This is a genomic window from Elioraea sp., from assembly GCF_022842375.1.
Classification (GTDB): domain Bacteria; phylum Pseudomonadota; class Alphaproteobacteria; order Acetobacterales; family Acetobacteraceae; genus Elioraea_A.
In genome coordinates, this window is sequence record NZ_JALHPR010000010.1 from 58,548 (window position 1) to 81,505 (window position 22,958).

Here is a 22,958-nt window from a genome sequence, read left to right on the forward strand (position 1 = left end):
TTGGGGAGACGAGGCCATGGCCCGCGTACGCGAGGTCGCCAAGCTTGCCGAGACCGATGACGCGCACGCCCCGGCCCAGCCCGGCGCGCCCGAGGCATCAGGCCCGCCGGAGGCATCAGGTCCGATCGACCCGGCAAGTCCGGAGCGCTTCATCAACCGCGAGATCTCGTGGCTCGCCTTCAACACCCGCGTGCTGGAGGAGGCGGACAACCCGCGCCATCCGCTGCTCGAGCGTGTGCGCTTCGTCTCGATCTCGGCCTCGAACCTGGACGAGTTCTACTCCGTCCGCGTCGCGGGCCTGGTCGGGCAGGCTGCCGCGGGCGTGGTCAAGGCAAGCCCCGATGGGCTGACGCCGATGCAGCAGCTCACCGCCATCCACGGCAAGGCACTGGAGCTGATCGTCGAGCAGCAGCGCGTCTGGCGGAAGCTGGCCGACCAGCTGCGCACTGCTGGCCTCGCCGTGGTCGATACGCCGGAACTTTCCGCCGATGACCGCCCATGGCTCGAGCAGTGGTTCATGGAGCGGATCTTCCCCGTCCTCACCCCGCTGGCGATCGACCCTGCCCACCCCTTCCCCTTCATCCCCTCGCTCGGCCTGGTGATGGTGCTGAAGCTGACCCATGCCGACGACGGCACGGCGATGCGCGCGCTGCTGCCGATCCCGACGCAGGTGGAGCGCTTCATCCGCCTGCCGGACGTGGCGGGACAGGGCCAAGGCCAGGGCCAGGCACAGGGAGGAGGCCAGGGAGGGGGTCCGCAGATCCGCTTCATGCTGCTCGAGGAGGCGATCGGGTTGTTCCTCGACCGGCTGTTCCCCGGCTACCGGGTTGCCGCGAAAGGCTATTTCCGCGTCATCCGCGACAGCGACGTGGAGTTCGAGGAAGAAGCCGAGGACCTCGTGCGGTCGTACGAGACCGCCCTGAAGCGTCGCCGCCGCGGCAAGGTGATCCGCCTCTCCGTCAACGCCACGATGCCGCAGGACCTGCTCGACTTCGTGACCGACGAGCTCGACGCCCCGCGGGCGGAGGTGTTCGCGGTCGATGGCATCCTCGGCGTGACCGACCTCAAGCAGATCATCGTCGATGACCGGCCCGACCTGCTGTTCACGCCGTACACCGCGCGCTTTCCGGAGCGTATCCGCGATTTCGGCGGCGACTGCTTCGCCGCCATCCGCCACAAGGACATCGTCGTCCACCACCCCTACGAGAGCTTCGACGTGGTGGTGCAGTTCCTGCGCCAGGCCGCGCGCGATCCCAACGTGGTCGCGATCAAGCAGACGCTCTACCGCACAAGCCGCGACAGCCCGATCGTGCGCGCCCTGATCGAGGCGGCGGAGAACGGCAAGATCGTCACCGCCATGGTCGAGCTGAAGGCACGGTTCGACGAGGAGCTGAACATCCGCTGGGCGCGCGAGCTGGAGGCGGCCGGCGTTCAGGTCGTCTACGGCTTCATCGAGCTCAAGACACACGCCAAGCTCAGCCTCGTGGTGCGCCGCGAGGGTGCCAACCTCCGCTCCTACGCCCATGTCGGCACCGGCAACTACCACCCCTACACCGCGCGGGTTTACACCGACCTCTCCTTCTTCACCTGCGACCCCGACATGACGCGCGACGCCCAGCGCCTGTTCAACTTCATGACCGGCTATGCGCAGCCGGTGGGGATGGACGCCTTCGCCTTCGCACCGCTGACGATCCGCCCGCGGCTCGGCGAATTGATTGACCGCGAGATCGGCTTCGCCCGCGCGGGCAAGCCGGCCACGATCTGGCTCAAGATGAACTCGCTGGTCGACGAGGACCTGATCGACCGCCTCTACGCCGCATCGCAGGCAGGGGTTGCGATCGAGATCGTCTGCCGCGGCATCTGCTGCCTCCGGCCCGGCGTGCCGGGGCTGTCGGAGAACATCCGCGTCAAGAGCATCGTCGGCCGCTTCCTCGAGCATGCGCGCATCTTCGCGTTCGGCAACGGCCACGCTTTGCCTTCGCGGGAGGCGGCGGTGTACATCTCCTCCGCCGACTGGATGGCCCGCAACATGGACTGGCGCGTCGAGGTCATGGCCCCGATCCACACCCCGACCGTGCACGCCCAGATCCTCGACCAGATCATGGTGGTGAACCTGAAGGACGAAGCCCAGTCCTGGATCCTCGGGCCGGACGCTGCCTATCGCCGCATCGTTGCCGCCGAGGGCGCCTTCTCCGCGCACGACTATTTCATGACCAACCCCTCCCTCTCCGGGCGTGGCAGCGCGCTGCACGGCCCGGCGACGGTGGCAGTCGCGCCAGGGCGCGAGCGGCAGGACCGTGTCGCGCAGGACTGAGCCGCTCACCGCTGCGCCCGACGAAGCGCATCCCCACCGCGTCGGCGTCGTCGATCTCGGCTCGAACTCGGTGCGCCTCGTGGTCTACGAGGGGCTGGCCCGGAACCCCGTGGCGATCTTCAACGAAAAGGCCATCCTCGGCCTCGGCCGAGGCCTCCAGGCCACCGGCCTGCTGAACGAGGACGCGATCGCCCATTCCATCCTGGTGATGGAGCGCTACGTCGCCGTCGCCCGCTCCATGGGGGCCGACCCGGTCGAGGTGCTGGCCACCGCGGCCGTCAGGGACGCCACCAACGGCGACGCCTATGTCGGCATGCTGCGCCGCCGCTTCCCAGGCCTGACGCTGCGCGTGCTGACGGGGCAGGAGGAGGCCAGGCTCTCGGCCGAAGGCGTGCTCTGCGGCATTCCCGACGCCGACGGCATCCTCGGCGATCTCGGCGGCGGAAGCCTCGAGCTCGTGCACATCCGCGGCGGTGCCATGGTCGGTGCGGCCACGCTGCCGCTCGGCGTCATCCGCCTGTCGGAGCAGTCGGGCAACGACGTGGTGCGCGCGCGCGCCATCGCCGAGGAGGCGCTCGCCGCCATCCCGTGGCTGCGCGAGGGCGTGGGCCGCGACCTCTATCTGGTTGGCGGCGCCTGGCGTGCGCTCGCCCGCATCCATATCGGGCAGACCGGCTATCCGCTGCAGATCGTGCACCACTACACCCTGCCGCGGGAGGAGGCGCGCGACCTCACCAGCGTCGTCACGAACCTCTCGCGGCGCACGCTCGAACGCATTCCCGGCCTGTCGCGCAAGCGTGTCGATGGGCTGCCCTTCGCCGCTGTGGTGATGCGCCGGCTGCTGCGGGTGACGCAGGCGCGGCGGGCGGTGTTCAGCGCCAACGGCATGCGCGAGGGCTGGTTCGCCGGCCGCCTTCCCCCCGCCGTGAGGGCCGAGGACCCGCTGATCGCCGCCGGCCGCGAGCTCAACACCCGCTTCGGTCGCGGCGACGCCCTGCCACCTGCCCTGATCGCGTGGACCGCCCCGCTGTTCACGGGCGAGACGCGGCAGGAGCGGCGGCTGCGCGAAGCCGCGTGCTGGGTGAGCGACATCGGCGCCCACGAGCACCCCGACTACAAGGCGGAGCAGGCCTTCCTGCGCATGCTGCGCCAGCCGGGCATCGGGCTCGACCACCACGCCCGTGCCTTCCTCGCCCTCGTCGTCGCCATGCGCCACGAGGCTGAGCCTGACCAGCCATGGCTCTCGCCAGCCCGCGTGCTGCTTGATGTGGCAGCCGCGCAGCGGGCGGAACTGCTCGGCGCAGCACTTCGCCTCGCCTACACGCTCTCGGGTGGGTCGGCTGGCCTGCTCGCGCTCACCGGGCTCCGGCGCGAGCATGAGCGCCTCGTGCTCCGCCTCTCCCAGGGCGGCGGCGTTTTCGCCGGCGACAGCGTGTGGCGGCGCCTCGAGCGCCTGGCGGAACTGGCCGGCGGGGAGCCCGCAACCGAGATCGCGCCCCCCAAGGACCAGGCAATCGACGTCGACGCGGCCGATTGACCGCGGCGCCGGCGTGGCCGATCACGTTTCGTGTCTTGCCGATGTCATGGTGGCGCATGGCAGGAATGCTCTGGTACTCTACGTCCCATGGTTGCAACGCGCCGTGCAGTCCTCTCCGCCATCCCCGCCCTCGCGGCGGCAAAGGCGGCCAGGGCAAGCGCAGAGCCCGTCGACGTGCTGCTCGTTCTCGCAGTCGACGTCAGCCGTTCGATCGACGAGGACGAGGCCAAGCTGCAGCGCGAGGGCTATCGCAGCGCGATGACCGACCCGCGCGTGGTCTCGGCGATCAGGAGCGGCACGCTCGGCGCCATCGCCGTCGTCTACATCGAGTGGGCGTCGGCCGACTACCAGCGCACCGTCATCCCCTGGACCAAGATCGACGGTGCCGCCTCGGCCAATCGCTGGGGCGAGGCGCTGTCTGCGGCGCCACGCGTCTCGATGAACTGGACCTCCATCTTCGGCGCGATCGAGGCCTCGATGCGCGCGCTGGGCGAGGCACCGTTCGAGGGCACTCGGCGGGTGATCGACATCTCGGCCGACGGGGTGAACAACTCCGGCGGCCCGGTGACGCTGATGCGCGACCTCGCCGTCGATGCCGGCATCACGATCAACGGCCTGCCCATCCTGAACGACCGCTCACCCTTCGGCCGGCCGCAGAACATGTCGCTCGACACGTATTTCCAGGATTTCGTGATCGGCGGCCCAGGCGCCTTCATGATCGCGGCCGAGGATTTCAACGCCTTCCAGGGCGCCGTCCTGCGCAAGCTGATCCGCGAGATCTCGGCAACGCCCGGCCCCCGCTACGGCTGAGGGATCATTCTGGCGCCCTCAGGCGCCGGGATCGTTCTGGTGCCCTCAGGCGCCGAGCGCCCGCTCCGCGGGCTTGGCTCGAAGTCTTTTTTCAGGCCCTCAAGCGCCGGGCGGCGGCGCGCAGTTCGCGCGCTTGGAAAAACGGGGACGGCAGCCGGTGGCGCTACTCCCCCGCGGCGTGGGCCGCCGGGGTGGACTTCTTGCCGAACCAGCCCTTGATGCGCTCGCGCTCGCGCTGGAAGAACACATAGAGCATCGGGATCACGAAGATGCCGATGAACGACGCGGCGATCATCCCCGCGAACACGCCGATCGAGACGTTCCGCCGCGCGATCTCCGCCGCACCCTGGGCGGTCACGAGCGGGACGAGGCCGAGGATGAACGCGAACGACGTCATCATCACGGGCCGGAAACGAAGCCGCGCGCCCTCGGTCGCGGCTTCCAGCAGCGGCATTCCCTTCTCGCGCAGCTCCTTCGCGAACTCCACGATCAGGATGCCGTTCTTGGCGGCCAGCGCGATCAGCACGACAATGCCGATCTGGGCGTACAGGTCGAGCGGCGCCTGCGCGATCCAGATGCCGATGAACGCGCCGAGCACGCCGACGGCCACCGAGAGCAGCACCGGCACCGGAATGGTCCAGCTCTCGTAGAGGCCGACGAGGAAGAGATAGGCAAACAGGATCGCCATCACGAGGATGCCGCCGATCTGCCCGGCCGCGCGCTTCTCCTGGAACGAGATGTCGGACCACTCGAAGCCATAGCCGGATGGCAGCGTCGCGCGCGCCACACCTTCCATCGCAGCCAGCGCCTGGCCGGACGAAACACCCTCGGCGCCGGCGCCAAGCACCGTCGCCGCGCGGTAGTTGTTGAACCGCGTGATCGACTGCGGCGCCTCCTCGATGCGCACCTCGGCGAGCGAGCGCATCGGCACCATCTCGCCATTCGCATTCCGCACGAAGATGCGGAGGATGTCATCGACCCCGCGCCTGTCATCAGGCTCACCCTGCACGTTCACCTGCCAGGTGCGGCCGAACAGGTTCAGGTCGTTCACGTAGGACCCGCCGAGCATCGTCTGCAACGTGCCGAACACGTCGGAAATCGGCACGCCGAGCGCCTGCGCCTTATCACGGTCGATCTCGAGGAACACCGACGGCGTGGAGGCCGAGAAGGTGGAGAACACGCGGGTGAGGCTGTCATTCTGGTTGGCGGCGACCACGAGGCCGCGCATCGCCTGGGCAAGCTCCTTCGGCTCGCGCCCCTCGAGGTCCTGGAGCATGAAGGTGAAGCCGCCGCCTGTGCCGAGCCCGATGATCGGCGGCACGTTCAGCGCCTGCACCGCACCGTCGCGCAGGGCACGGAACTGGCCGCCCAGGTCGCGGATCACCGCCTGGGCGCCCAGCGCCGGATCGGTGCGTTCCTGGAACGGCTTCAGCAGCACGATCATGAACACCGTGTTGGACTGCGCCGCGCCATCGACGAAATTGTAGCCGATGACGGAGGAGACGCTGGCCACCGCCGGGTGCGCGGCGAGGATCTTCTCGACTTCGGTCGAGAGCGCGGCCGAGCGGTTGACCGAGGCTGCATCGGGCAACTGGGCCACGACGAAGATCGTCCCCTGGTCCTCCTCCGGCACGAAGCCGGTCGGCGTCACGCGCGCGATGCCGACGATGCCGGCCATGCAGACGCCGACGACGACGAGCGAGACGGCGGACACGCGCACAAGACGCTTGACCACCGCGCCGTAGCCGTTCGCCACGCTGTCGATCCCGCGCATCATCGCCCCGATCGCTCTGCCGATCGGGCCCTTCCGCGGCCCATGGCTCGGGCGCAGGAACACCGAGGCGAGCGCAGGTGACAGGGTGAGCGCATTGATCGCCGACAGCACCATCGCGACCGAGATCGTCACGGCGAACTGGCGGAACAGCTCGCCGGTGATGCCGGGGATGAAGGCGATCGGCACGAACACCGAGAGCAGCACGAGCGTGATCGCGATGATCGGCGCGGTGATCTCGGCCATCGCCTTCTTCGTCGCCTCGGCCGGCGAAAGATGCGGCTCGGCGTGCATCACGCGTTCGACGTTCTCGACCACGACGATCGCATCGTCGACGACGATGCCGATCGCCAGCACCATCGCCAGCAGCGAGACGGTGTTGGCCGAGTAGCCGATCAGCAGCAGGATCGCGAAGGTGCCGATGAGGCTCACCGGCACCGCGATCGTCGGGATCAGCGTCGCGCGCAGGTTGCCGAGGAAGATGAACACCACGAGCACGACGAGGATGAACGCCTCGATCAGCGTCTTCTGCACCTCGTGGATGGTTTCGGTGACGAAGGTCGTCGCGTCGTAGGTCACCTCCCAGCGCAGCCCCTCGGGGAAGCGCTGGGCCATCTCGTCCATCGCGGCCTGCACCGCGCGCGCGGCGGTGACGGCATTGGCGCCGGGCGCCTGGTAGACCGCGAAGAGCTGGGCGGGCTTGCCCTGGAACCGCGTCTCGACGTCGCTCATCCGCGCGCCGAGCTCGATCCGCGCGACGTCGGAGAGCCTGAGCACGGAGCCGTCGGGGTTGGCGCGGATGACGATCTGGCCGAACTGCTCGGGGCTCGAGAGCCGCCCCTGCGTGGTGATGGTGAGCTGGAGCTGCTGGTCGTCGCTGATCGGCCGCGCGCCGATGCGCCCGACCGGCGCCTGCACGTTCTGCGCGCGCACCGCCGCCTGCACGTCGCCGGGCGTGAGGCCGAGCTGCGCGATCCGGTTGGTGTCGAGCCAGACGCGCATCGAATAGTCGAGCGGGCCGAACAGCGTCACGTCACCCACGCCCTGGGTGCGCTTGATCCGGTCGAGAACGTTGATGGTGAGGTAGTTGGAGATGAAGAGGTTGTCGTACTTCCCCTCCGGATCGTACACGGCGATGACGTTGAGGAAGGCGGAGGACACCTTCTTCACCGTGACGCCGATGCGCTTGACCTCATCGGGCAGCGAGGCAAGTGCCACCTGAACGCGGTTGTTCACGTTCACCGTATTGATGTCTGGATCGGTGCCAAGCTCGAAGCTGACGGTGAGCGAATAGGTGCCGTCGGAGGCCGAGAGGCTCCGCATGTAGATCATGTTGTCGACGCCGACGACCTGGCTCTCGATCACCTGGCCCACGGTCGTTTCGACGACGGATGCATTCGCGCCCGGATAGGTCGCCGTCACCTTCACCTGTGGCGGCACGATCTCGGGATACTGCGCGACGGGAATCCCGGTGAGCGCGATCAACCCCGCGATGGTCGTGACGATGGCGATGACGATGGCAAGGCGGGGACGGTCGACGAAGACGGCGCTGATCATCTCCGCTCAGCCCGCCCGGCCGGTGGCCGCGTCCGCACGCGGCGCCTGCGGCACCGCCTGCACCGGCACGCCGGGGCGGATTCGCTGGATGCCGTCCACGACCAGCATGTCACCCGGCTTGAGCCCGTCCTCGACCGCGATCCTGTTGCCCTGCTGCTGGCCGGTGCGGATGCGGCGCACCGCTGCACGGCCCTGCTCGGCCACGAACACGAAGGCACCCTGCTGGTCGAGCATGATGGCCGCCTGGGGAATGACGATCTTCTTCTCCGGCTCGCGGCCCTCGACGCGCACCGACACGAACATGCCGTCGGTCAGCAGGCGCTGCGGATTGCCGACACGCGCGCGCACCGCCACCGTGTCGGTTCCCTGCCCGACCGTAACGTCGACGAAATCGATCTCGCCCACCTCGCCATAGACGGTGCCATCGGCGAAGGCGACGCGCACCGCCACCTGCGACCGCCGCGCAGCCTCGCCCTGGCCGTCGCCAATCTGCTGGCGCTTGAGGTCGAGCAGCAGGCGCTGGCTGACGGGGAAGGTCACGAACATCGGGTCCTGGCTGACGAGCAGCGCGAGCGTTCCCGACTGCGGCGTGACGACGTTGCCGACGGTGAACGCCGCACGGCCGATGCGCCCGGCGACGGGGGCGCGGATCAGCGTGTAGGCGAGGTTGATCTCCGCCTGCTCGAGCGCGGCGCGCGCCTCGAGCACCTTCGCGGCGGCCTCCGCCGCCTCGGCGCGGCGCTGGTCACGGGTCGCGACCGGAATGTTGTTCGTGCGCACCAGCTCCTCGGCGCGGGCGAGCTGGACGTCGGCGTTCAGCTTCTGCGCCTCGGCCGAGGCAAGCGATGCCTTGGCGGCCGAGACCGAGGCGACGAAAGGCTCGCGCTCGATCACGAAGAGCAGGTCGTCCTTCTTCACCTCCTGCCCGTCGCGGAACGCCTGCTGCTCGAGGAACCCGGTGACGCGCGCGACGAGGGCCACGCGGTCGACCGCCTCGATCCGCCCGATGAACGCGACGGCCTGCGTCACGTCCTCCTCCGTCACGGCAACGACGCCGACGGAGACGGCAGGCGGCGCTGCCTGCTGCGCGACTGAGTGGAGCGGCACGGCAAGGAGCGCGATGATCGCTGTAGCGAGGCTGAACGTGCGCATGGCGGATTGGGCTCCTGGGGGATAGCGACCGTCGCAGAGACTAGACCAACGAGGCAGCATAGAATGGTGATTTTCGCAGGGGCGGCCTGTCGCCGTCCTTGCGCTGGATCAAGCCGCGTCGGGGCGCCGGCGCAGCGTCCAGTAGCGCGGGCGCCGGCCCTCGCGCAGCGCCTTCGCCTCGTAGCGCGTCGGCGGCCAGCCATCGGGCCGCGCATCGGCGACATCCTCGATCGCGAACCAGGGCTGGTTCGCCAGCGTCTCCGCCACCCAGGCCTGGTAGGTCGGGTCGTCGGACGCGAGCCGCCATTCGGCGCCGGCTGCGAGGATGCGCGCCACCTCGCCGAGCGTGGCGGGGTGCACGAAGCGCCGCCGCGCATGCCGCGCCTTGGGCCACGGATCGGGGAACATCAGGTAGAGGCGCTCCAGGCCGCCATCGGGGAGGGCTGCGATCAGCGTCCGCGCATCGGCCGGCCAGAGGCGGAGGGTAGGCGGCACCGCTGCCGTCGCCTCCTCGTCCTCGGGAACCAGGCGGGTGAGGAGGCTGGCCAACCCGTTCTCGAACACCTCGGCCGCGATCAGCCCGACATCCGGGTTGGCGGCGGCGATGGCCTCGGCATGCTCCCCCCCGCCGAACCCCACCTCGAGCCACACCGCGCGCACCGGGGCAGCGAAGGCGGCCTTCGGCGTCGCGGCAAGCGCCAGCGGAAAGACCATGCGCGGCAGCGTCTCGGCCAACAGCCGCTCCTGTCGCGGGCGGAGCGCATGGCCACGCCGGCGGCCGTAGAGCCGGGCCGCCGGGTCACGGTCGAGCTTCTTCGACCGGACCGGCGGTGCTTCCGTCACGTCAGCGCCAGGATCAACGACCGAAGGCGGCCTTCAGCGCGTGAACGAGGTCGGTCCTCTCCCAGGTGAAGGTGCCCTTCTCCTCGTCCGGCGTACGGCCGAAATGACCGTAGGCCGAGGTCGGCACATAGATCGGCCGGTTGAGGTGCAGGTGCTCGCGGATGCCACGCGGCGAGAGGTTCACCAGGTCCTGGACCACCTCGGCGAGCTTCACCTCGTCCACGTCATGGCCCGTGCCATGCAGGTCGAAATAGACCGACAGCGGCTTCGACACGCCAATCGCGTAGCTCACCTGGATTGTGCAGCGATCGGCCAGGCCAGCAGCGACCACGTTCTTGGCGAGGTAGCGGCAGGCATAGGCCGCCGAGCGGTCGACCTTCGTCGGGTCCTTGCCCGAGAAGGCACCGCCGCCATGCGGGGCAGCCCCGCCATAGGTGTCGACGATGATCTTGCGGCCGGTCAGCCCGGCGTCGCCGTCAGGCCCGCCGATCACGAACTTGCCGGTCGGGTTCACGTAGAACTCGTCCTCGGCGCACATCCAGCCCTTGGGCAGGCTGCTTTCGACGATCGGCCAGAGCAGGCGCTTGATCTCGGCCTGTTCCATCCCCTCGACATGCTGCGTCGAGAGAACGATCGAGGTCGCCGCCACCGGCTTGCCGTCGATGTAGCGGAGCGTCACCTGGCTCTTGGCGTCGGGCAGGAGGCCCGCGACGAGCTTGTCCTTGTTCCGCCGCATCTCGCTGATCCGGCGCAGCACGAGGTGGGCGTAGTAGAGCGGTGCCGGCATGAGTTCCGGCGTCTCGGTGCAGGCATAGCCGAACATGATGCCCTGGTCGCCGGCACCCTCGTCCTTGTTGCCGGCCGCATCCACGCCCTGCGCGATGTCGGCCGACTGGGAGTGGAGGTGGCAGTCGATCACCGCGTTGCGCCAGGAGAAGCCGGCCTGGTCGTAGCCGATGTCGTGGATGGCAAGCCGTGTCAGGTGCGTGAGGTACTCGGCCGTCACGGTCTCGGGGCCGCGCACTTCGCCGGCCAGCACGACGCGGTTGGTCGTCACCAGCGTTTCGCAGGCGACCCGGCTGTACGGGTCGGCCGCGAGGAAGGCATCGAGCACCGTGTCGCTGATGCGGTCGGCGACCTTGTCGGGATGGCCTTCGGACACGGATTCGCTGGTGAACAGGTATTCGCCCGTCGCGCGCATGGCGTGCTTCGTCCTCTTGTCGCAGGGGATGGTTCAGAGCGGCCGGGGCCCCCGGAAAAGCCGGCCATGGAAAGGGTCGGCGGGGGACATCGCAAGGAACCGTGGCCGGGTCAAGGCAGGGCAGGTCAGCGCGGTGCGGGGATATGCGCTCCGCTGGCCACGCCGGGGGCCCCCAAGGCCCTGCTCACCGCGCCATGCCGAGAACGTCGAGCATGCCATGCAGGCCCGGCGGCCGGCCCGCCGCCCAGAGCGCCGCCCGCACCGCGCCCTCGGCGTAGATGCGCCGGTCGAAGCTGCGATGGCCGATCGTGATGTGCTCGACCCCGCCGGCGAAGATCACGCTGTGCTCGCCCACCACCTGGCCGCCGCGCAGCGTGGCGAAGCCGATCGCGCCATCCGCCCGCCGCCCGGTATGGCCATGCCGGCCGCTCTCCATGACCGCCTCGAGGTCGACACCACGGCCGGCTGCCGCCTCGCGGCCGAGCGCGATTGCCGTGCCCGAGGGGGCATCGACCTTCTGGCGGTGGTGCATCTCGACGATCTCGATGTCGTAGTCGGGCCCGAGTGCCGCGGCCGCCTGGCGGACCAGGCCGAGCATGACGTTCACGGCGGGCGCGAAGTTCGCCGCGTAGACGATGGGGATGCTGCGCGCGGCATCGGCCACCGCCTCCTCCTCCGCACGCGAGAGGCCCGATGTGCCGAGCACCAGCGCCTTGCCGGCCGCCACCGCCGCCGCGAGATGGGGCGCGAGTGCCGCGGGGCTCGTGAAGTCGATCACCACGTCGGCACGGCCCAGGAGCGTCGCCGGATCATCGGTCGCTGGCATGCCGAGGGGTTCGAGGCCGGAAAGGCGGCCGACATCCTGGCCATAGAGAGGGCTCTCGCGCTTGACCGTGCCGCCGGCGAGCGCAGCACCCGTCGCGCGCCCGATCTCGGCCACCAGCAGCCGCCCCATCCGCCCACCAACGCCAAGCACGCCGATCCGTGTGGCCATCCGCACCCCTCCCTCCCGAACGGAAGCCACGGTGCTTGCAAGGGCGGGACGGGTCAATGCGGCCTTGCGCGCGCCACCAGCCGGCGCGACGCTGCACCAGGAGGACGAGATCCCATGACGATCCACCAGCCCGGGCCCGTGGCCATGTCGCGCGGCACAGCCTTCGTCGAGGGCGAGTTCGTTCCGCTCGCCGAGGCAACGGTGCCGATGCTCGACCGTGGGTTCCTGCGCTCCGACGCGACCTATGACGTCGTGCATGTCTGGCAGGGGCGGTACTTCCGCCTCGACGATCATCTCGACAGGTTCGAACGCTCCGCCGGGGCCTTGCGCATGACGCTGCCGCTCGCGCGCGAGGAGATCGTCGCCGCGCTGACCGGCTGCGTGCAGCGGAGCGGGCTCGCCGATGCCTATGTGCAGATGACGCTGACGCGCGGCGTGCCGCCGCCCGGCACGCGCGACCCGCGGCTCTGCCAGAACCGGTTCAGCGCCTTCGCCCAGCCCTTCGTGTGGATCGCCAACGCCGCACAGCGCGAGCAGGGCCTTGCGATGATCGTGTCGGAAACGCAGCGGATTCCGCCGGAGGCGGTGGACCCGCGCATCAAGAACTTCCACTGGCTCGATTTCACCCGCAGCATCTACGAGGCGGCCGATGCCGGGGCCGACGTGGCGATCCTGCCCGACCGGGACGGCAACGTGACGGAGGGGGCCGGCTTCAACATCTTCGCCCGCTTCGGCCGCACCCTCGTCACCCCCGATCGCGGCGTGTTCGAGGGCATCACCAGGCTCTCGATGATCGAGCTGGCACCCGAGCTTCAGCTCGCGGTGGCCGAGCGTGCGCTGCCGGCCGACGAGTTGCGCCGGGCCGACGAGGTGTTCATCACGAGCACGGCAGGCGGGGTGATGCCGGTGACGCGCCTCGACGGGGCGGTGCTGGGTGACGGCGCACCGGGCCCCGTGACTCGCGCGCTGCATGACCTGTACTGGCAGCGCCACGCCGAGGGCTGGCACGCGACACCCGTGTAGCCGACTGGCAGCGGACGCTGTTAAGACCCGGTCCGCGCGGGCGTGGCGGAACTGGTAGACGCAACGGACTTAAAATCCGTAGCCGGGAAACCGGCGTGTCGGTTCGACTCCGACCGCCCGCACCAGCCGGATGATCTGGTTCACGTAGGCTAAGGCATTACACGCAAGGTGGGGCGACGGATGCCGGGTCTGCCGTTATCGGTCTGCCTAGAGGGATCGGGGCAATATATGCGGAAAGCAATTACAAGAAATGCAATGAGGCGGCTGTTTGCATTTTCAGGAAACCGGTGTGCATTCCCAGGATGCACACATCCGCTGATCGATGAGGATGGAGATTTTATCGCACAAATCTGTCACATCGAAGCGGCATCACCGGACGGAGAGCGATACAACCCTTCTATGACAGATGATGATCGATCTCATCCAGCAAATCTAATGCTCCTTTGCTATAAACACCATGTTAAGACTAATAACTGTGAAATTTATACAGTCGATGCCCTCAAGAAAATGAAAACGCTGCACGAATCGAAGTTTGCCAAAGAGCCCTACTTCATACCGCCACAGCACCTGGAACAGATCGTACAACAAGAGTTTCATTTTTGGGCCGAGATCAAGAAAATTTCAGATCTGAGAAAAAACGACGGACCGGAGGCAATCGATATGAATTTAGTAGATAATGCTCTTGTTTACATCGAACGCATACAGGAAACGAATATTTTTCAAAGTTCAATGATTGATATTGTCGCGGGTAAACTTAACTCTCTGCCGCGTGATGTTGTAAATTATCTAAAAGAAATAGGTCTTGATGCGGAAAAATTTGACGAACAGCCATACTATAATAATCCAGTGTACAACATAGAATGGGAGCGGATGAATATTGGGCTACCAAATTGTGTTATACATATTCATCGTGACTGTCTGCTAGCAAAAGCTTCCTTCCTTGAGATGTCATTGCGTGCAGATCCAGATAACCTAGAAATCGCCGCATCTCTCACTGCAGTGCGTAAAGAGCTCAGGGAAATGGCTTTGTACGCAAATATATATGATTGAGGAGCTTTATTCTGTTCAGACCGTGAGATTCACGGTGGAACGGAACGCGTGGCCAGCGTCACCCCTGCCGCGCGCCGGTGGCGCGGACGACAGGAATCCACAGCTCCCGCTCGCGCGCGTAGTAGGCATCCACCCCGGCGGGCGACATTGCCGCCGGCACGAAGCTGCCGAGCTCGCCAAGCCGCGCCCGCATCGGTTCTGCCTGCACCACCTCGTTCACCACCGCATTGATGCGGGCGACGACCGCAGCCGGCGTGGCGGAGGGAAGCGCGATCGAGTTCCACGTTCCGGCAACGAAATCACCGAGGCCACCCTCGATCAGCGTCGGCAGCTCGGGGGCCGCCGCAAGCCGCACCGGCGAGGACACGCCCAGGCCACGCACCGCACCGCCACGGATCTGCGGGATTGCGGTGACCGCGATGTCGAACATGCACGTCACCCGGCCGCCCAGGATGTCGCGCATCGCCTGGCTGCCGGCGGGATAGGGCAGGTGCTCGAGGCGCACGCCCGCACGCTGGGCGAAGTGCAGCCCGATGATGTGCGTCGTCGTTCCCGCCGGGCCGCTGCCCATCACGAACTCGCCGGGTGCGGCCTTGGCGCGGGCGATGAAGTCGGCAAGGTCCCGCGCCGGGTTGTCGGCCTTCACCACCAGAACGCCCGGTGCCTCGTTGATCATCGCGGCACCGCTGAGCTCGCGCGTGATGTCGACCGGGAGCGGATCGAACAGCGCGATGTTGTGCACGAGCTGCGATGAGGTGCCGACCAGCCAGGTGTGCCCGTCCGGCGCGGCGCGGCTCACCGCCTCGGTCGCGCGCATGCCTGAGGCGGCGGGGATGTTCTCGACCAGGATGCGCTGCCCGAGCCTGGGCTCGAGCTCGTTGGCCACCAGACGCGCGACGACATCGGCATTGCCGCCAGCGGCGGAGGCGACGACGAGGCGGATCGGCTGGCTCGGCCAGGCCTGCGCCCGGGCGTGACGGAGGCTGAGCGCGGGCGTGGCGAGGGTGGCGAGCAGGAAATGACGACGTGACGGCATGAAGGGGACTCCCGGAATGCTTCGGGCGCTGATATGCGCATGGCATGAGCCAGTTGCAATCGCCTCGCAATCGCAAATTTTCACTTGGCCGCGCCGCGCCGGGCCTGCTGCTCGCGGCCCTCGGGATCGCCGCGCTGGCGATCGCGCAGGGCCAGCCCTTCCGCCTGGCGGGAGGGCGGCCGGGCCCTGGCTTCTTGCCTGCGCTTCTGGCTGGCGCCCTGATGGGGCTTGGGGTGCTGCATGCGCTGCTGGCCGCCAGCATCCGGCGCCCTGACCAGACTCCGGACCGGCCTCAGGGGGGCAGCGAGCTGCGGGTGGGGCTTGCCCTCTCGGGCGCGGTGGCGGCCTTCGCCCTGCTGCTGCCCTGGGCCGGCTTCCTCCCGGCCGCCTGGGCGACCGGCAGCCTGGCATTGGCCGCGGCACCCGGGCTTCGGCCTGCCGCCGTGCTGGCCGGCGGCGGCGTCCTGGCCGGCCTCGCGGCTGGCTTGTTCCTCGCGGGCCTCGGCCTGCCGACGCCGCTGATCGGCCCACGATGACCGATGCGCTGGGGATGCTCGGCGCGGGGCTCGGCCTCGCGCTCGCGCCGGGGAACCTGTTGCTCTGCCTCGTCGGTGTCGCGCTCGGCACGCTGGTGGGCGTGCTGCCGGGGCTCGGACCGGTGGCGACCATCGCGCTGCTGCTGCCGGTCACCTTCGGCCTGCAACCGGCCGGCGCGCTGATCATGCTGGCCGGCATCTACTACGGCGCGCAGTACGGCTCCTCGACCACGGCGATCCTGCTTCGCGTCCCGGGCGAGGCCTCTGGCGTGGTCACCGCGCAGGAAGGGCACATGCTGGCACGGCAGGGTCGCGCCGGCCCCGCGCTCGGCATCGCGGCGCTGGCCTCGCTGATGGGCGGGGTGATCGCGGCCGTTGTGCTGGCGCTGCTGCTCGCGCCGCTGGCGCGCTTCGCCGTCGCGTTCGGCCCGGCCGAGACGGCGGGGCTGATGCTGCTCGGCGTCGCCGCGGCCGTCGCCCTCGCGCCGGTGCCGCTGCTCGCCGGCTCGGCGCTGGCGGCGATCGGCGCGCTGCTCGGCATCGTCGGCACCGATGTCGCGGGCGGACGGCCGCGCTTCACCTTCGGCATCCCGGAGCTCGCCGACGGCATCGGCTTCATTCCGCTCGCCATGGGCCTGTTCGGCGTGGCCGAACTGATCCGCGCGCTCGGCGGGGGCGAGGCCGGCCGGCAGGCAGCCCCGGTCGGCTCGCCCTGGCCGGGGCGGGCCGACATCGCGTCCTCGGCGGGGCCCGCATTCCGGGGAAGCGTGATCGGCGCGGCGATCGGGCTCCTGCCGGGCGCGTCCACCCTGCTCGCCGCCCTCGCCGCGCAGGCGGCCGAGCGCGGCGTGTTCCGGCGCGGCGGGCGATGGGGGCAGGGCGAGATGGCGGGCGTCGCCGCGCCGGAGGCGGCCAACAACGCCGCGGCGCAGAGCTCGTTCGCGCCGCTCCTCGCGCTCGGCCTGCCGGCGAATGCGGTCATGGCGGTGCTGGCGGGCGCGATGTTCCTCCAGGGCGTCGCGCCCGGCCCCGCGGTGGTGGCGGAGCGGCCGGACCTGGTGGGCGCGATCATCGTCTCGATGCTGATCGGCAACGCGATGCTGGTTGCGCTGAACCTGCCGTTCATCGGCCTCTGGGCGGCCCTGCTGCGGCTGCCGATGCGGCTGCTGGCGGCGGTGGTGATGGTGCTCAGCTGCGCCGGGCTGTGGGCGAGTTCGGGCAGCGTGTTCGATCTCTGGCTGCTGCTCGGCTTCTCGCTGCTCGGCTGGGCGCTGCTGCGCGCGGGCCTCGAGCCGACGCCGCTGCTGATCGGGTTCGTTCTGGCAGCGCCGTTCGAGGAGGCGCTGCGCCGCGCCCTCGTTCTCGCCCGTGGCGACTGGTGGGTGTTCGTGGTCGAGCCTGCCAGCGCTTTGTTGCTGGGCGCGGCAGCGGGGGTGACGACGCTGTCGGCGGCGCGCCGCAGCCTGGCGCGGCGCTGACGATCGCCCCGCTGCCTCGCCTCGCCCAGGCGTGCCGCGCACCCCTCGCTCAGACGCCTGGGCGGTGGTTGCCGAGACCGCGGTCGCGGGCACGCTGGCCCAGAGACTGTGACCAGAGACTGCGACCAGACACTGTGAGATGAGGGGGCCGATGCCGTTCGATGCTGGTGAGAATGGACGGCTTCGGGCACTGGCTTCGCCCTGCAAGGAAACCGGCGACGCCTTCACGGCCAAGGCCGCCCCGTCAGCAGATATTGCTCCAGGAGCGCGGGCCGGCAGCGCAGACGCGCTGCCGGCCCGGGCCGCAGGCCAGGATTAGGCCAGGATCAGGCCAGGATCAGGGCAGCACGGCCTTGTCGACGATGTGGACGATGCCGTTGGTCGCCGGCATGTCGGCGGTCGTCACCGTCGAGGCGCCCCAGATCGAGCCGCCGCCGGCGTTGAACCCGCCACCGCCGTCGGACTCCACCGTGACACGCGAGGTATTGGTGGCATCAATGATGACGCGGTTGCCGTTCACCGTCATCAGCGTCGTGCGCCGCCCGGCAAGGCTGGCAACCGTGTGGCGCCCCTCGACGATGTGCGCGACCATCAGCGCGCGGCCGCGGATCGGATCGGCCGGGGCGTTCGGCGGCAGCACGTCGTTGCGGATCTGTGCGGGGATCGATCCCCAGCCACTGTTGGTCGGCGCGAACACCGTGTAGGTGCCCTGGCCGCGCAGCAACTGGTCGGCCCCGGTGCGGCGCAGGCCGTCGGTGAAACGCTCGAGGTCGGAGTTCGATGCGATGACGGTCATCAGGTCGCGCTGCTGCGTGACCGCGGCCGTCTGGGTGGTCGAACTGCTGCCACAGGCCGCAAGCACGAGTGCGCCGCCGCCGAGAACGGCAAGCCTGCGCGAAACCGTCACATGATTCATGACTGACACCTCTCTCCCGAGTTCCTCGTCCGGACGCCGCTTGATGCGACGCCTCCTTGTCGTCAACGCGAAGGGGCTTGGTCGGTTGCAGCGTCGGCTGGTTGCAGAAACGGGGCTGTTCAGCCCCTTCTCTCGACCATCAGCTTCTTGATCTCGCCGATGGCCTGCGCCGGATTCAGGCCCTTCGGGCATGTCTTTGTACAATTCATGATCGTATGGCAACGATAAAGCTTGAATGGATCCTCGAGTGCATCAAGCCTTTCGCCAGTTGCCTCGTCCCGGCTGTCGGCGATCCAGCGATAGGCCTGGAGGAGCACGGCCGGGCCAAGGAAGCGGTCGCCGTTCCACCAGTAGGAGGGGCAGGCGGTCGAGCAGCAGAAGCAGAGGATGCATTCCCATAGCCCGTCGATCTGCGCGCGCTCCTCGACGCTCTGCAGCCGCTCGGCATCAGGTGGGGCAGGCGTGTCGGACTTGAGCCAGGGCTCGATCGAGCGCAGCTGGGCATAGGGCTGCGAGAGGTCGGGCACCAGGTCCTTGACCACCGGCATATGCGGCAGCGGTGCGATCTTGACCGCCCCTTGCACCTCGTCGATCGGCTTGAGGCAGGCGAGCGTGTTGGTGCCGTCGATGTTCATCGAGCAGGAGCCGCAGATGCCCTCGCGGCACGACCGGCGGAACGTCAATGTCGTATCGATGTCGTTCTTGATCTTGTTCAGCGCGTCGAGGACCATCGGCCCGCATTGGTCGAGGTCGATCCTGTAGGTGTCTGTCCGCGGGTTCTCCCCGTCATCGGGGTTCCAGCGGTAGATCTTGAACTCCTTGACGCGCGTTGCCCCGGCGGGCGCCTCGAAAGTCTTGCCCTGGCCGATGCGGCTGTTGGCCGGCAGCGTGAAAGTCGCCATCGTTCGTGTTCTCCGTCCGTCCCGCTCAGTACACGCGTGCCTTTGGCGGGAACGACTGCACCTCGTTGGTCAGCGTCGTCAGCGTCACGCCGCGGTAGCCGAGGCGAACGGCGCCGGACGCATCGCACCAGGCCAGGCTGTGCTTCATCCAGTTGGTGTCATCGCGGTCGGGGAAGTCCTCGTGCGCATGCGCGCCGCGGCTCTCCTGCCGCGCCTCGGCCGAGACGACCGTGGTCATGGCGTTGCCCATGAGGTTGTCGAGTTCCATCGCCTCGACCAGGTCGGTGTTCCAGATCAGGCTGCGATCGGTGACGCGGAGGTCGTCCATGTGCTGCCAGTGGCCGCGCATCTTCTCCGCGCCCTCCGCGAGGCTCGCGGAGGTGCGGAACACCGCGGCGTGGTTCTGCATCGTCTTCTGCATGCCGAGCCGGATCTCGCCGGTGTTCGTCCCGCCCTTGGCGTGGCGGATGCGGTCCATCCGCGCGAGTGCGGCCTCGCCTGCCTTCGGCGGCAGCGGCGGCTGGCTCTGGCCGGGCTTCACGATCTCCGCGGCACGGTGCGCGGCGGCACGGCCGAACACCACGAGGTCGAGCAGCGAGTTGGTGCCGAGCCGGTTCGCGCCATGCACCGACACGCAGGCGGCCTCGCCCACCGCCATCAGGCCAGGCACCACACGGTCACCGTCAGGCCCGGAGGTGATCACCTCGGTGCGGTAGTTCGTGGGCACCCCGCCCATGTTGTAGTGCACCGTCGGCAGGATGGGGATCGGCTCGCGCGTCACGTCGACGCCGGAGAAGATCCGCGCCGTCTCGCTGATGCCGGGCAGGCGCTCGGCCAGCAACTCGGCGCCGAGATGCTCGAGATGCAGCAGGATGTGGTCCTTGTTCGGGCCGCAGCCACGCCCCTCGCGGATCTCGATCGTCATCGACCGCGAGACGACGTCGCGGCTCGCCAGGTCCTTCGCGGTCGGCGCATAGCGCTCCATGAACCGCTCGCCGGCGCTGTTGGTGAGGTACCCGCCCTCGCCGCGCGCGCCCTCGGTGATGAGGCAGCCGGCGCCGTAGATGCCGGTGGGGTGGAACTGCACGAACTCCATGTCCTGCAGCGGCAGGCCGGCGCGCAGCACCATGGCGTTGCCGTCGCCGGTGCAGGTATGGGCGGAGGTGCAGGAGAAATAGGCACGGCCATAGCCGCCGGTGGCCAGCACCGTCATCGCCGCGCGGAAGCGGTGGATCGTGCCGTCCTCGAGGTTCCAGGCAACGACGCCGCGGCAGGCGCCATCCTCGTCCATGATGAGGTCGAGGGCGAAGTATTCGACGAAGAACTCCGCCTCGTGCTTCAGGCTCTGCTGGTAGAGGGTGTGGAGGATGGCATGGCCCGTCCGGTCGGCAGCGGCACAGGCGCGCATCGCCGGCGCCTTGCCGAAGTCCTTCATGTGCCCGCCGAAGGGGCGCTGGTAGATGCGGCCATCCTCGGTGCGGCTGAACGGCACGCCGAAATGCTCGAGCTCGTACACCGCCGGGATCGCCTCGCGGCACATGTACTCGATCGCGTCCTGGTCACCCAGCCAGTCAGACCCCTTCACGGTGTCGTACATGTGCCAGCGCCAATCATCCTCGCCCATGTTGCCGAGCGCGGCCCCGATGCCGCCCTGCGCGGCGACGGTGTGGCTGCGCGTCGGGAACACCTTGGTGATGCAGGCGGTCTTGAGCCCCGCCGCACCGAGGCCGAGCGTGGCGCGAAGCCCGGCCCCGCCGGCACCGACGACCACGACGTCATAGGTATGGTCGACCACCCGGTAGGCGCCCCGCGAGGGCATGCTGATCGCGTTCATGCGTCAATCCGTCCTGTTCTTTCGACCCGCGCCTCAGAGCGCCCACGCATTCAGAGAGCGACGCGAAGCACCGCAAGCAGGCCCGAGAGCGCCATCAGCACCAGGAGCGCCTTCACGCCGAGCAGTACCGCGAACTTCAGCCGCTCCTGATGGATGTAGTCCTCGATCACGACCTGCAAGCCCAGGGATGCATGCCAGAACGTTGCTACCAGAAGGGAAAGCAGGAAGACCGTGTTCAGCGGCCGGGCGATCCAGGCCGAGACGGTGGCGTGGTCGGCACCCGCCATCATCACGACGGACGCGACGAACCACAGCGTCAACGGCACCAGCGCGATCGCCGTGACCCGCTGCACCCACCAGTGATTCACGCCTTCCTTGGCGGAGCCGAGGCCGCGGACGCGCCCGAGGCCACTCTGCAGCGTCCTGCGGGACAGTTTCTCGGCACGTTCCATGTGCGCCCCCATCAACCCAGCAGCGCGTAGCCGAGGACCCACGCAAACAGCGTGAGCCCGACGGTGCCGCCAACCGTCATCCATCCCGTCCGCGCCATGGTGGGAAGGTCGTAACCGTAGCCCGCGTCCCAGGCCAGGTGCCTGATGCCGTTCAGCAGATGGTAGAACAGCGCGAAGGTCCAGCCGAACAGTATCAGCCGCCCGAGGAACGAGCCCATGAAGCCCTGCGCCTCGGCGAAGGCGACGGGCCCTGCGGCGGCGGCGACGAGCCAGGAGACGAGCAGCCCGGTGCCCACGGCCAGCGCCACCCCGCTGATCCGGTGGAAGATGGAGAGGACGGAGCTGATCTGCGGCCTGTAGACCTGCAGATGCGGGCTGAGCGGACGGCGGACGAGCTTGCCGTCAGTGGTGGTGCCCATCATCAGGGCTTCGCGGGCGTCCATCAGGCGCTCCCCTCACGGCGGGCCAGCCTGCCCCTGCGCGCCTCGGCACGCGGACGCGCCGGGGAAAGTGCGCTGGTTGAAGTGCGCGGGGCAGACGGGGCAACACGCATCACGACCATGACCGGTGACGAAAAAAGACGCGTCGGCCAACGGCCTCCGCGCCCCCTCAACGGCGCATGAGTGTTACGCCTGCTGCGGTGCAGCGTCAACGAACGGCAATCCCGGACGCCCTCCCCGACGATGTGATTTCTGGGAATCGTGGCCTCATGCTAGGAACAAATGCAGAACACAAACGGACCGTATGCGAAGAGGGAAAGATGGAGCAGCGCCACGCGCATGACAGGCTCGCGCACGCCGAACGCCTCGTATCGCTTTTGCACAAGGCAGCGATGACCGCGCTCGCGTTCGTCTCGCTCTGGCTCCTGCTCCGGTAGGCGCCCTCAGCCGCGGATGCCCGCGGGCGGCGGCACGCAGCCCGCCCTCTCCTGGCCGCGGCAGAGGCGATAGCGCGCCAGTTGCGCCCAGTAGCGGGCGATCGCCTGCACATCGTCCCAGCGCGAGGTATGCACCGCGATTCCGGCACGCGCGTCACGGCTGTCGACGGCAGCGCCGATCACTTCGCCCGTCACCGAATCCGTGATCCTGATCTCGCCCGAGACATGCCCGACCAACGGGTCGCTGCCGGTCAGCACGGCGGCGCCGCGCCGGGCGAGGCGGGTGATCGGCACGAAGTTCGAGACGGTGCTGAGCACAGGCGGCCCGCCCTCGCTCAACTGGGTGATGGCGGTCGCGACCACCATCGTCGTCGGGCCGGGCTGGCTGACGATCTGGAAATCCTTCGCCAGTTCCTCACGCAGCGTGGCGTGGAACAGATCGGCAGCGACCTGGCGCTGTTCCGCCGTCAACGTCTGCTGCATGCCTGGCGGGCGCCAGAACTGCATGGGCTCGAGGATGATACGGTCATAGCGGCGGAGATGCGCGTCGGGGTTCACATAGAAGAATTGCGCCGTCTCGCCGCCAGCCCCGGGGCGGAGCAGCGCGTAGGTCTCGGCGCCGAGGAAGCCGCTCGGCGGCATGGTGCTTGTCGACGGCGCCGTGGTGGCGCATGC

General features: G+C 68.7%; 19 protein-coding genes and 1 tRNA gene. 8 read left to right on the forward strand and 12 right to left on the reverse strand.

From position 1 onward, the window contains the following. Positions 1-16: 16 nt before the first annotated feature. The 3 genes from Q0C38_RS10840 (at position 17) to Q0C38_RS10850 (ending at position 4,661) form a co-directional block, all read left to right on the forward strand. Positions 17-2,314, forward strand: coding sequence for an RNA degradosome polyphosphate kinase (locus Q0C38_RS10840; protein WP_291297102.1), 2,298 nt, complete (start codon positions 17-19; stop codon positions 2,312-2,314). Beyond that, complete coding sequence (locus Q0C38_RS10845) at positions 2,298-3,851, forward strand: Ppx/GppA family phosphatase (protein WP_291297103.1); 1,554 nt, start codon at positions 2,298-2,300, stop codon at positions 3,849-3,851. The genes Q0C38_RS10840 and Q0C38_RS10845 overlap by 17 nt, the downstream gene beginning before the upstream one ends. 87 nt (positions 3,852-3,938) lie before the next feature. Next, positions 3,939-4,661 carry a DUF1194 domain-containing protein gene (locus Q0C38_RS10850; RefSeq protein ID WP_291297104.1) on the forward strand — a complete coding sequence of 241 codons (723 nt, stop codon included), beginning with the start codon at positions 3,939-3,941 and terminating at the stop codon, positions 4,659-4,661. A gap of 163 nt (positions 4,662-4,824) precedes the next feature. Here the strand turns inward: Q0C38_RS10850 and Q0C38_RS10855 are convergent, their stop codons facing one another. The 5 genes from Q0C38_RS10855 to dapB form a co-directional block, all read right to left on the reverse strand. Then, a complete protein-coding gene (locus Q0C38_RS10855; protein WP_291297105.1) occupies positions 4,825-7,989 on the reverse strand; it encodes an efflux RND transporter permease subunit in 3,165 nt (1,054 codons plus the stop codon). A gap of 6 nt (positions 7,990-7,995) precedes the next feature. After that, positions 7,996-9,141, reverse strand: coding sequence for an efflux RND transporter periplasmic adaptor subunit (locus tag Q0C38_RS10860; RefSeq protein ID WP_291297106.1), 1,146 nt, complete (start codon positions 9,139-9,141; stop codon positions 7,996-7,998). Between the two features lie 108 nt (positions 9,142-9,249). Next, positions 9,250-9,984, reverse strand: a complete 735-nt coding sequence (locus tag Q0C38_RS10865) for a tRNA (guanosine(46)-N(7))-methyltransferase TrmB (RefSeq protein WP_291297107.1) — start codon at positions 9,982-9,984, stop codon at positions 9,250-9,252. A 13-nt stretch (positions 9,985-9,997) separates the two neighbouring features. Beyond that, positions 9,998-11,185 carry a methionine adenosyltransferase gene (metK, locus tag Q0C38_RS10870; protein WP_291297108.1) on the reverse strand — a complete coding sequence of 396 codons (1,188 nt, stop codon included), beginning with the start codon at positions 11,183-11,185 and terminating at the stop codon, positions 9,998-10,000. 184 nt (positions 11,186-11,369) lie between these two features. Then, a complete protein-coding gene (dapB, locus tag Q0C38_RS10875) occupies positions 11,370-12,179 on the reverse strand; it encodes a 4-hydroxy-tetrahydrodipicolinate reductase (protein WP_291297109.1) in 810 nt (269 codons plus the stop codon). A 114-nt stretch (positions 12,180-12,293) separates the two neighbouring features. Here dapB and Q0C38_RS10880 point away from each other — a divergent pair, with 114 nt between their 5' ends. The 3 genes from Q0C38_RS10880 (at position 12,294) to Q0C38_RS10890 (ending at position 14,252) form a co-directional block, all read left to right on the forward strand. Then, positions 12,294-13,202 (forward strand): aminotransferase class IV, encoded by a 909-nt coding sequence (locus Q0C38_RS10880; protein ID WP_291297110.1) that lies wholly within the window; start codon positions 12,294-12,296, stop codon positions 13,200-13,202. A 36-nt stretch (positions 13,203-13,238) separates the two neighbouring features. Next, positions 13,239-13,327 (forward strand) — tRNA-Leu (locus Q0C38_RS10885). Between the two features lie 55 nt (positions 13,328-13,382). Next, on the forward strand, positions 13,383-14,252 hold the full coding sequence (locus tag Q0C38_RS10890) for a hypothetical protein (RefSeq protein ID WP_291297111.1): 870 nt from the start codon (positions 13,383-13,385) through the stop codon (positions 14,250-14,252). A 58-nt stretch (positions 14,253-14,310) separates the two neighbouring features. Here the strand turns inward: Q0C38_RS10890 and Q0C38_RS10895 are convergent, their stop codons facing one another. Beyond that, a complete protein-coding gene (locus Q0C38_RS10895; RefSeq protein ID WP_291297112.1) occupies positions 14,311-15,288 on the reverse strand; it encodes a tripartite tricarboxylate transporter substrate binding protein in 978 nt (325 codons plus the stop codon). Between the two features lie 44 nt (positions 15,289-15,332). On the opposite strand from Q0C38_RS10895, the gene Q0C38_RS10900 reads away from it, so the two are divergent. Both Q0C38_RS10900 and Q0C38_RS10905 read left to right on the forward strand, forming a co-directional pair. Beyond that, positions 15,333-15,824 (forward strand): tripartite tricarboxylate transporter TctB family protein, encoded by a 492-nt coding sequence (locus Q0C38_RS10900; RefSeq protein WP_291297113.1) that lies wholly within the window; start codon positions 15,333-15,335, stop codon positions 15,822-15,824. Continuing rightward, positions 15,821-17,302 carry a tripartite tricarboxylate transporter permease gene (locus Q0C38_RS10905; RefSeq protein ID WP_291297114.1) on the forward strand — a complete coding sequence of 494 codons (1,482 nt, stop codon included), beginning with the start codon at positions 15,821-15,823 and terminating at the stop codon, positions 17,300-17,302. Before Q0C38_RS10900 ends, Q0C38_RS10905 begins: the two co-directional genes overlap by 4 nt. A 337-nt stretch (positions 17,303-17,639) precedes the next feature. Here Q0C38_RS10905 and Q0C38_RS10910 read toward each other — a convergent pair whose 3' ends face one another. The 6 genes from Q0C38_RS10910 to Q0C38_RS10935 all read right to left on the reverse strand — a co-directional run bounded on the left by Q0C38_RS10910 (position 17,640) and on the right by Q0C38_RS10935 (position 22,925). Beyond that, complete coding sequence (locus tag Q0C38_RS10910) at positions 17,640-18,218, reverse strand: fasciclin domain-containing protein (protein ID WP_291297115.1); 579 nt, start codon at positions 18,216-18,218, stop codon at positions 17,640-17,642. 119 nt (positions 18,219-18,337) lie between these two features. Continuing rightward, positions 18,338-19,120, reverse strand: coding sequence for a succinate dehydrogenase iron-sulfur subunit (locus tag Q0C38_RS10915; protein WP_291297116.1), 783 nt, complete (start codon positions 19,118-19,120; stop codon positions 18,338-18,340). 25 nt (positions 19,121-19,145) lie between these two features. Beyond that, positions 19,146-20,954: a succinate dehydrogenase flavoprotein subunit gene (sdhA, locus tag Q0C38_RS10920; protein WP_291297117.1), complete on the reverse strand. Its 1,809-nt coding sequence runs from the start codon at positions 20,952-20,954 to the stop codon at positions 19,146-19,148. A gap of 50 nt (positions 20,955-21,004) precedes the next feature. After that, the gene (gene sdhD, locus Q0C38_RS10925) at positions 21,005-21,406 is read right to left on the reverse strand and encodes a succinate dehydrogenase, hydrophobic membrane anchor protein (protein WP_291297118.1); all 402 of its coding nucleotides are present in this window, start codon (positions 21,404-21,406) and stop codon (positions 21,005-21,007) included. A gap of 11 nt (positions 21,407-21,417) precedes the next feature. Next, complete coding sequence (gene sdhC / locus Q0C38_RS10930) at positions 21,418-21,849, reverse strand: succinate dehydrogenase, cytochrome b556 subunit (protein ID WP_291297119.1); 432 nt, start codon at positions 21,847-21,849, stop codon at positions 21,418-21,420. 440 nt (positions 21,850-22,289) lie between these two features. Beyond that, complete coding sequence (locus Q0C38_RS10935; RefSeq protein WP_291297120.1) at positions 22,290-22,925, reverse strand: DUF3313 domain-containing protein; 636 nt, start codon at positions 22,923-22,925, stop codon at positions 22,290-22,292. Positions 22,926-22,958: the final 33 nt, after the last annotated feature.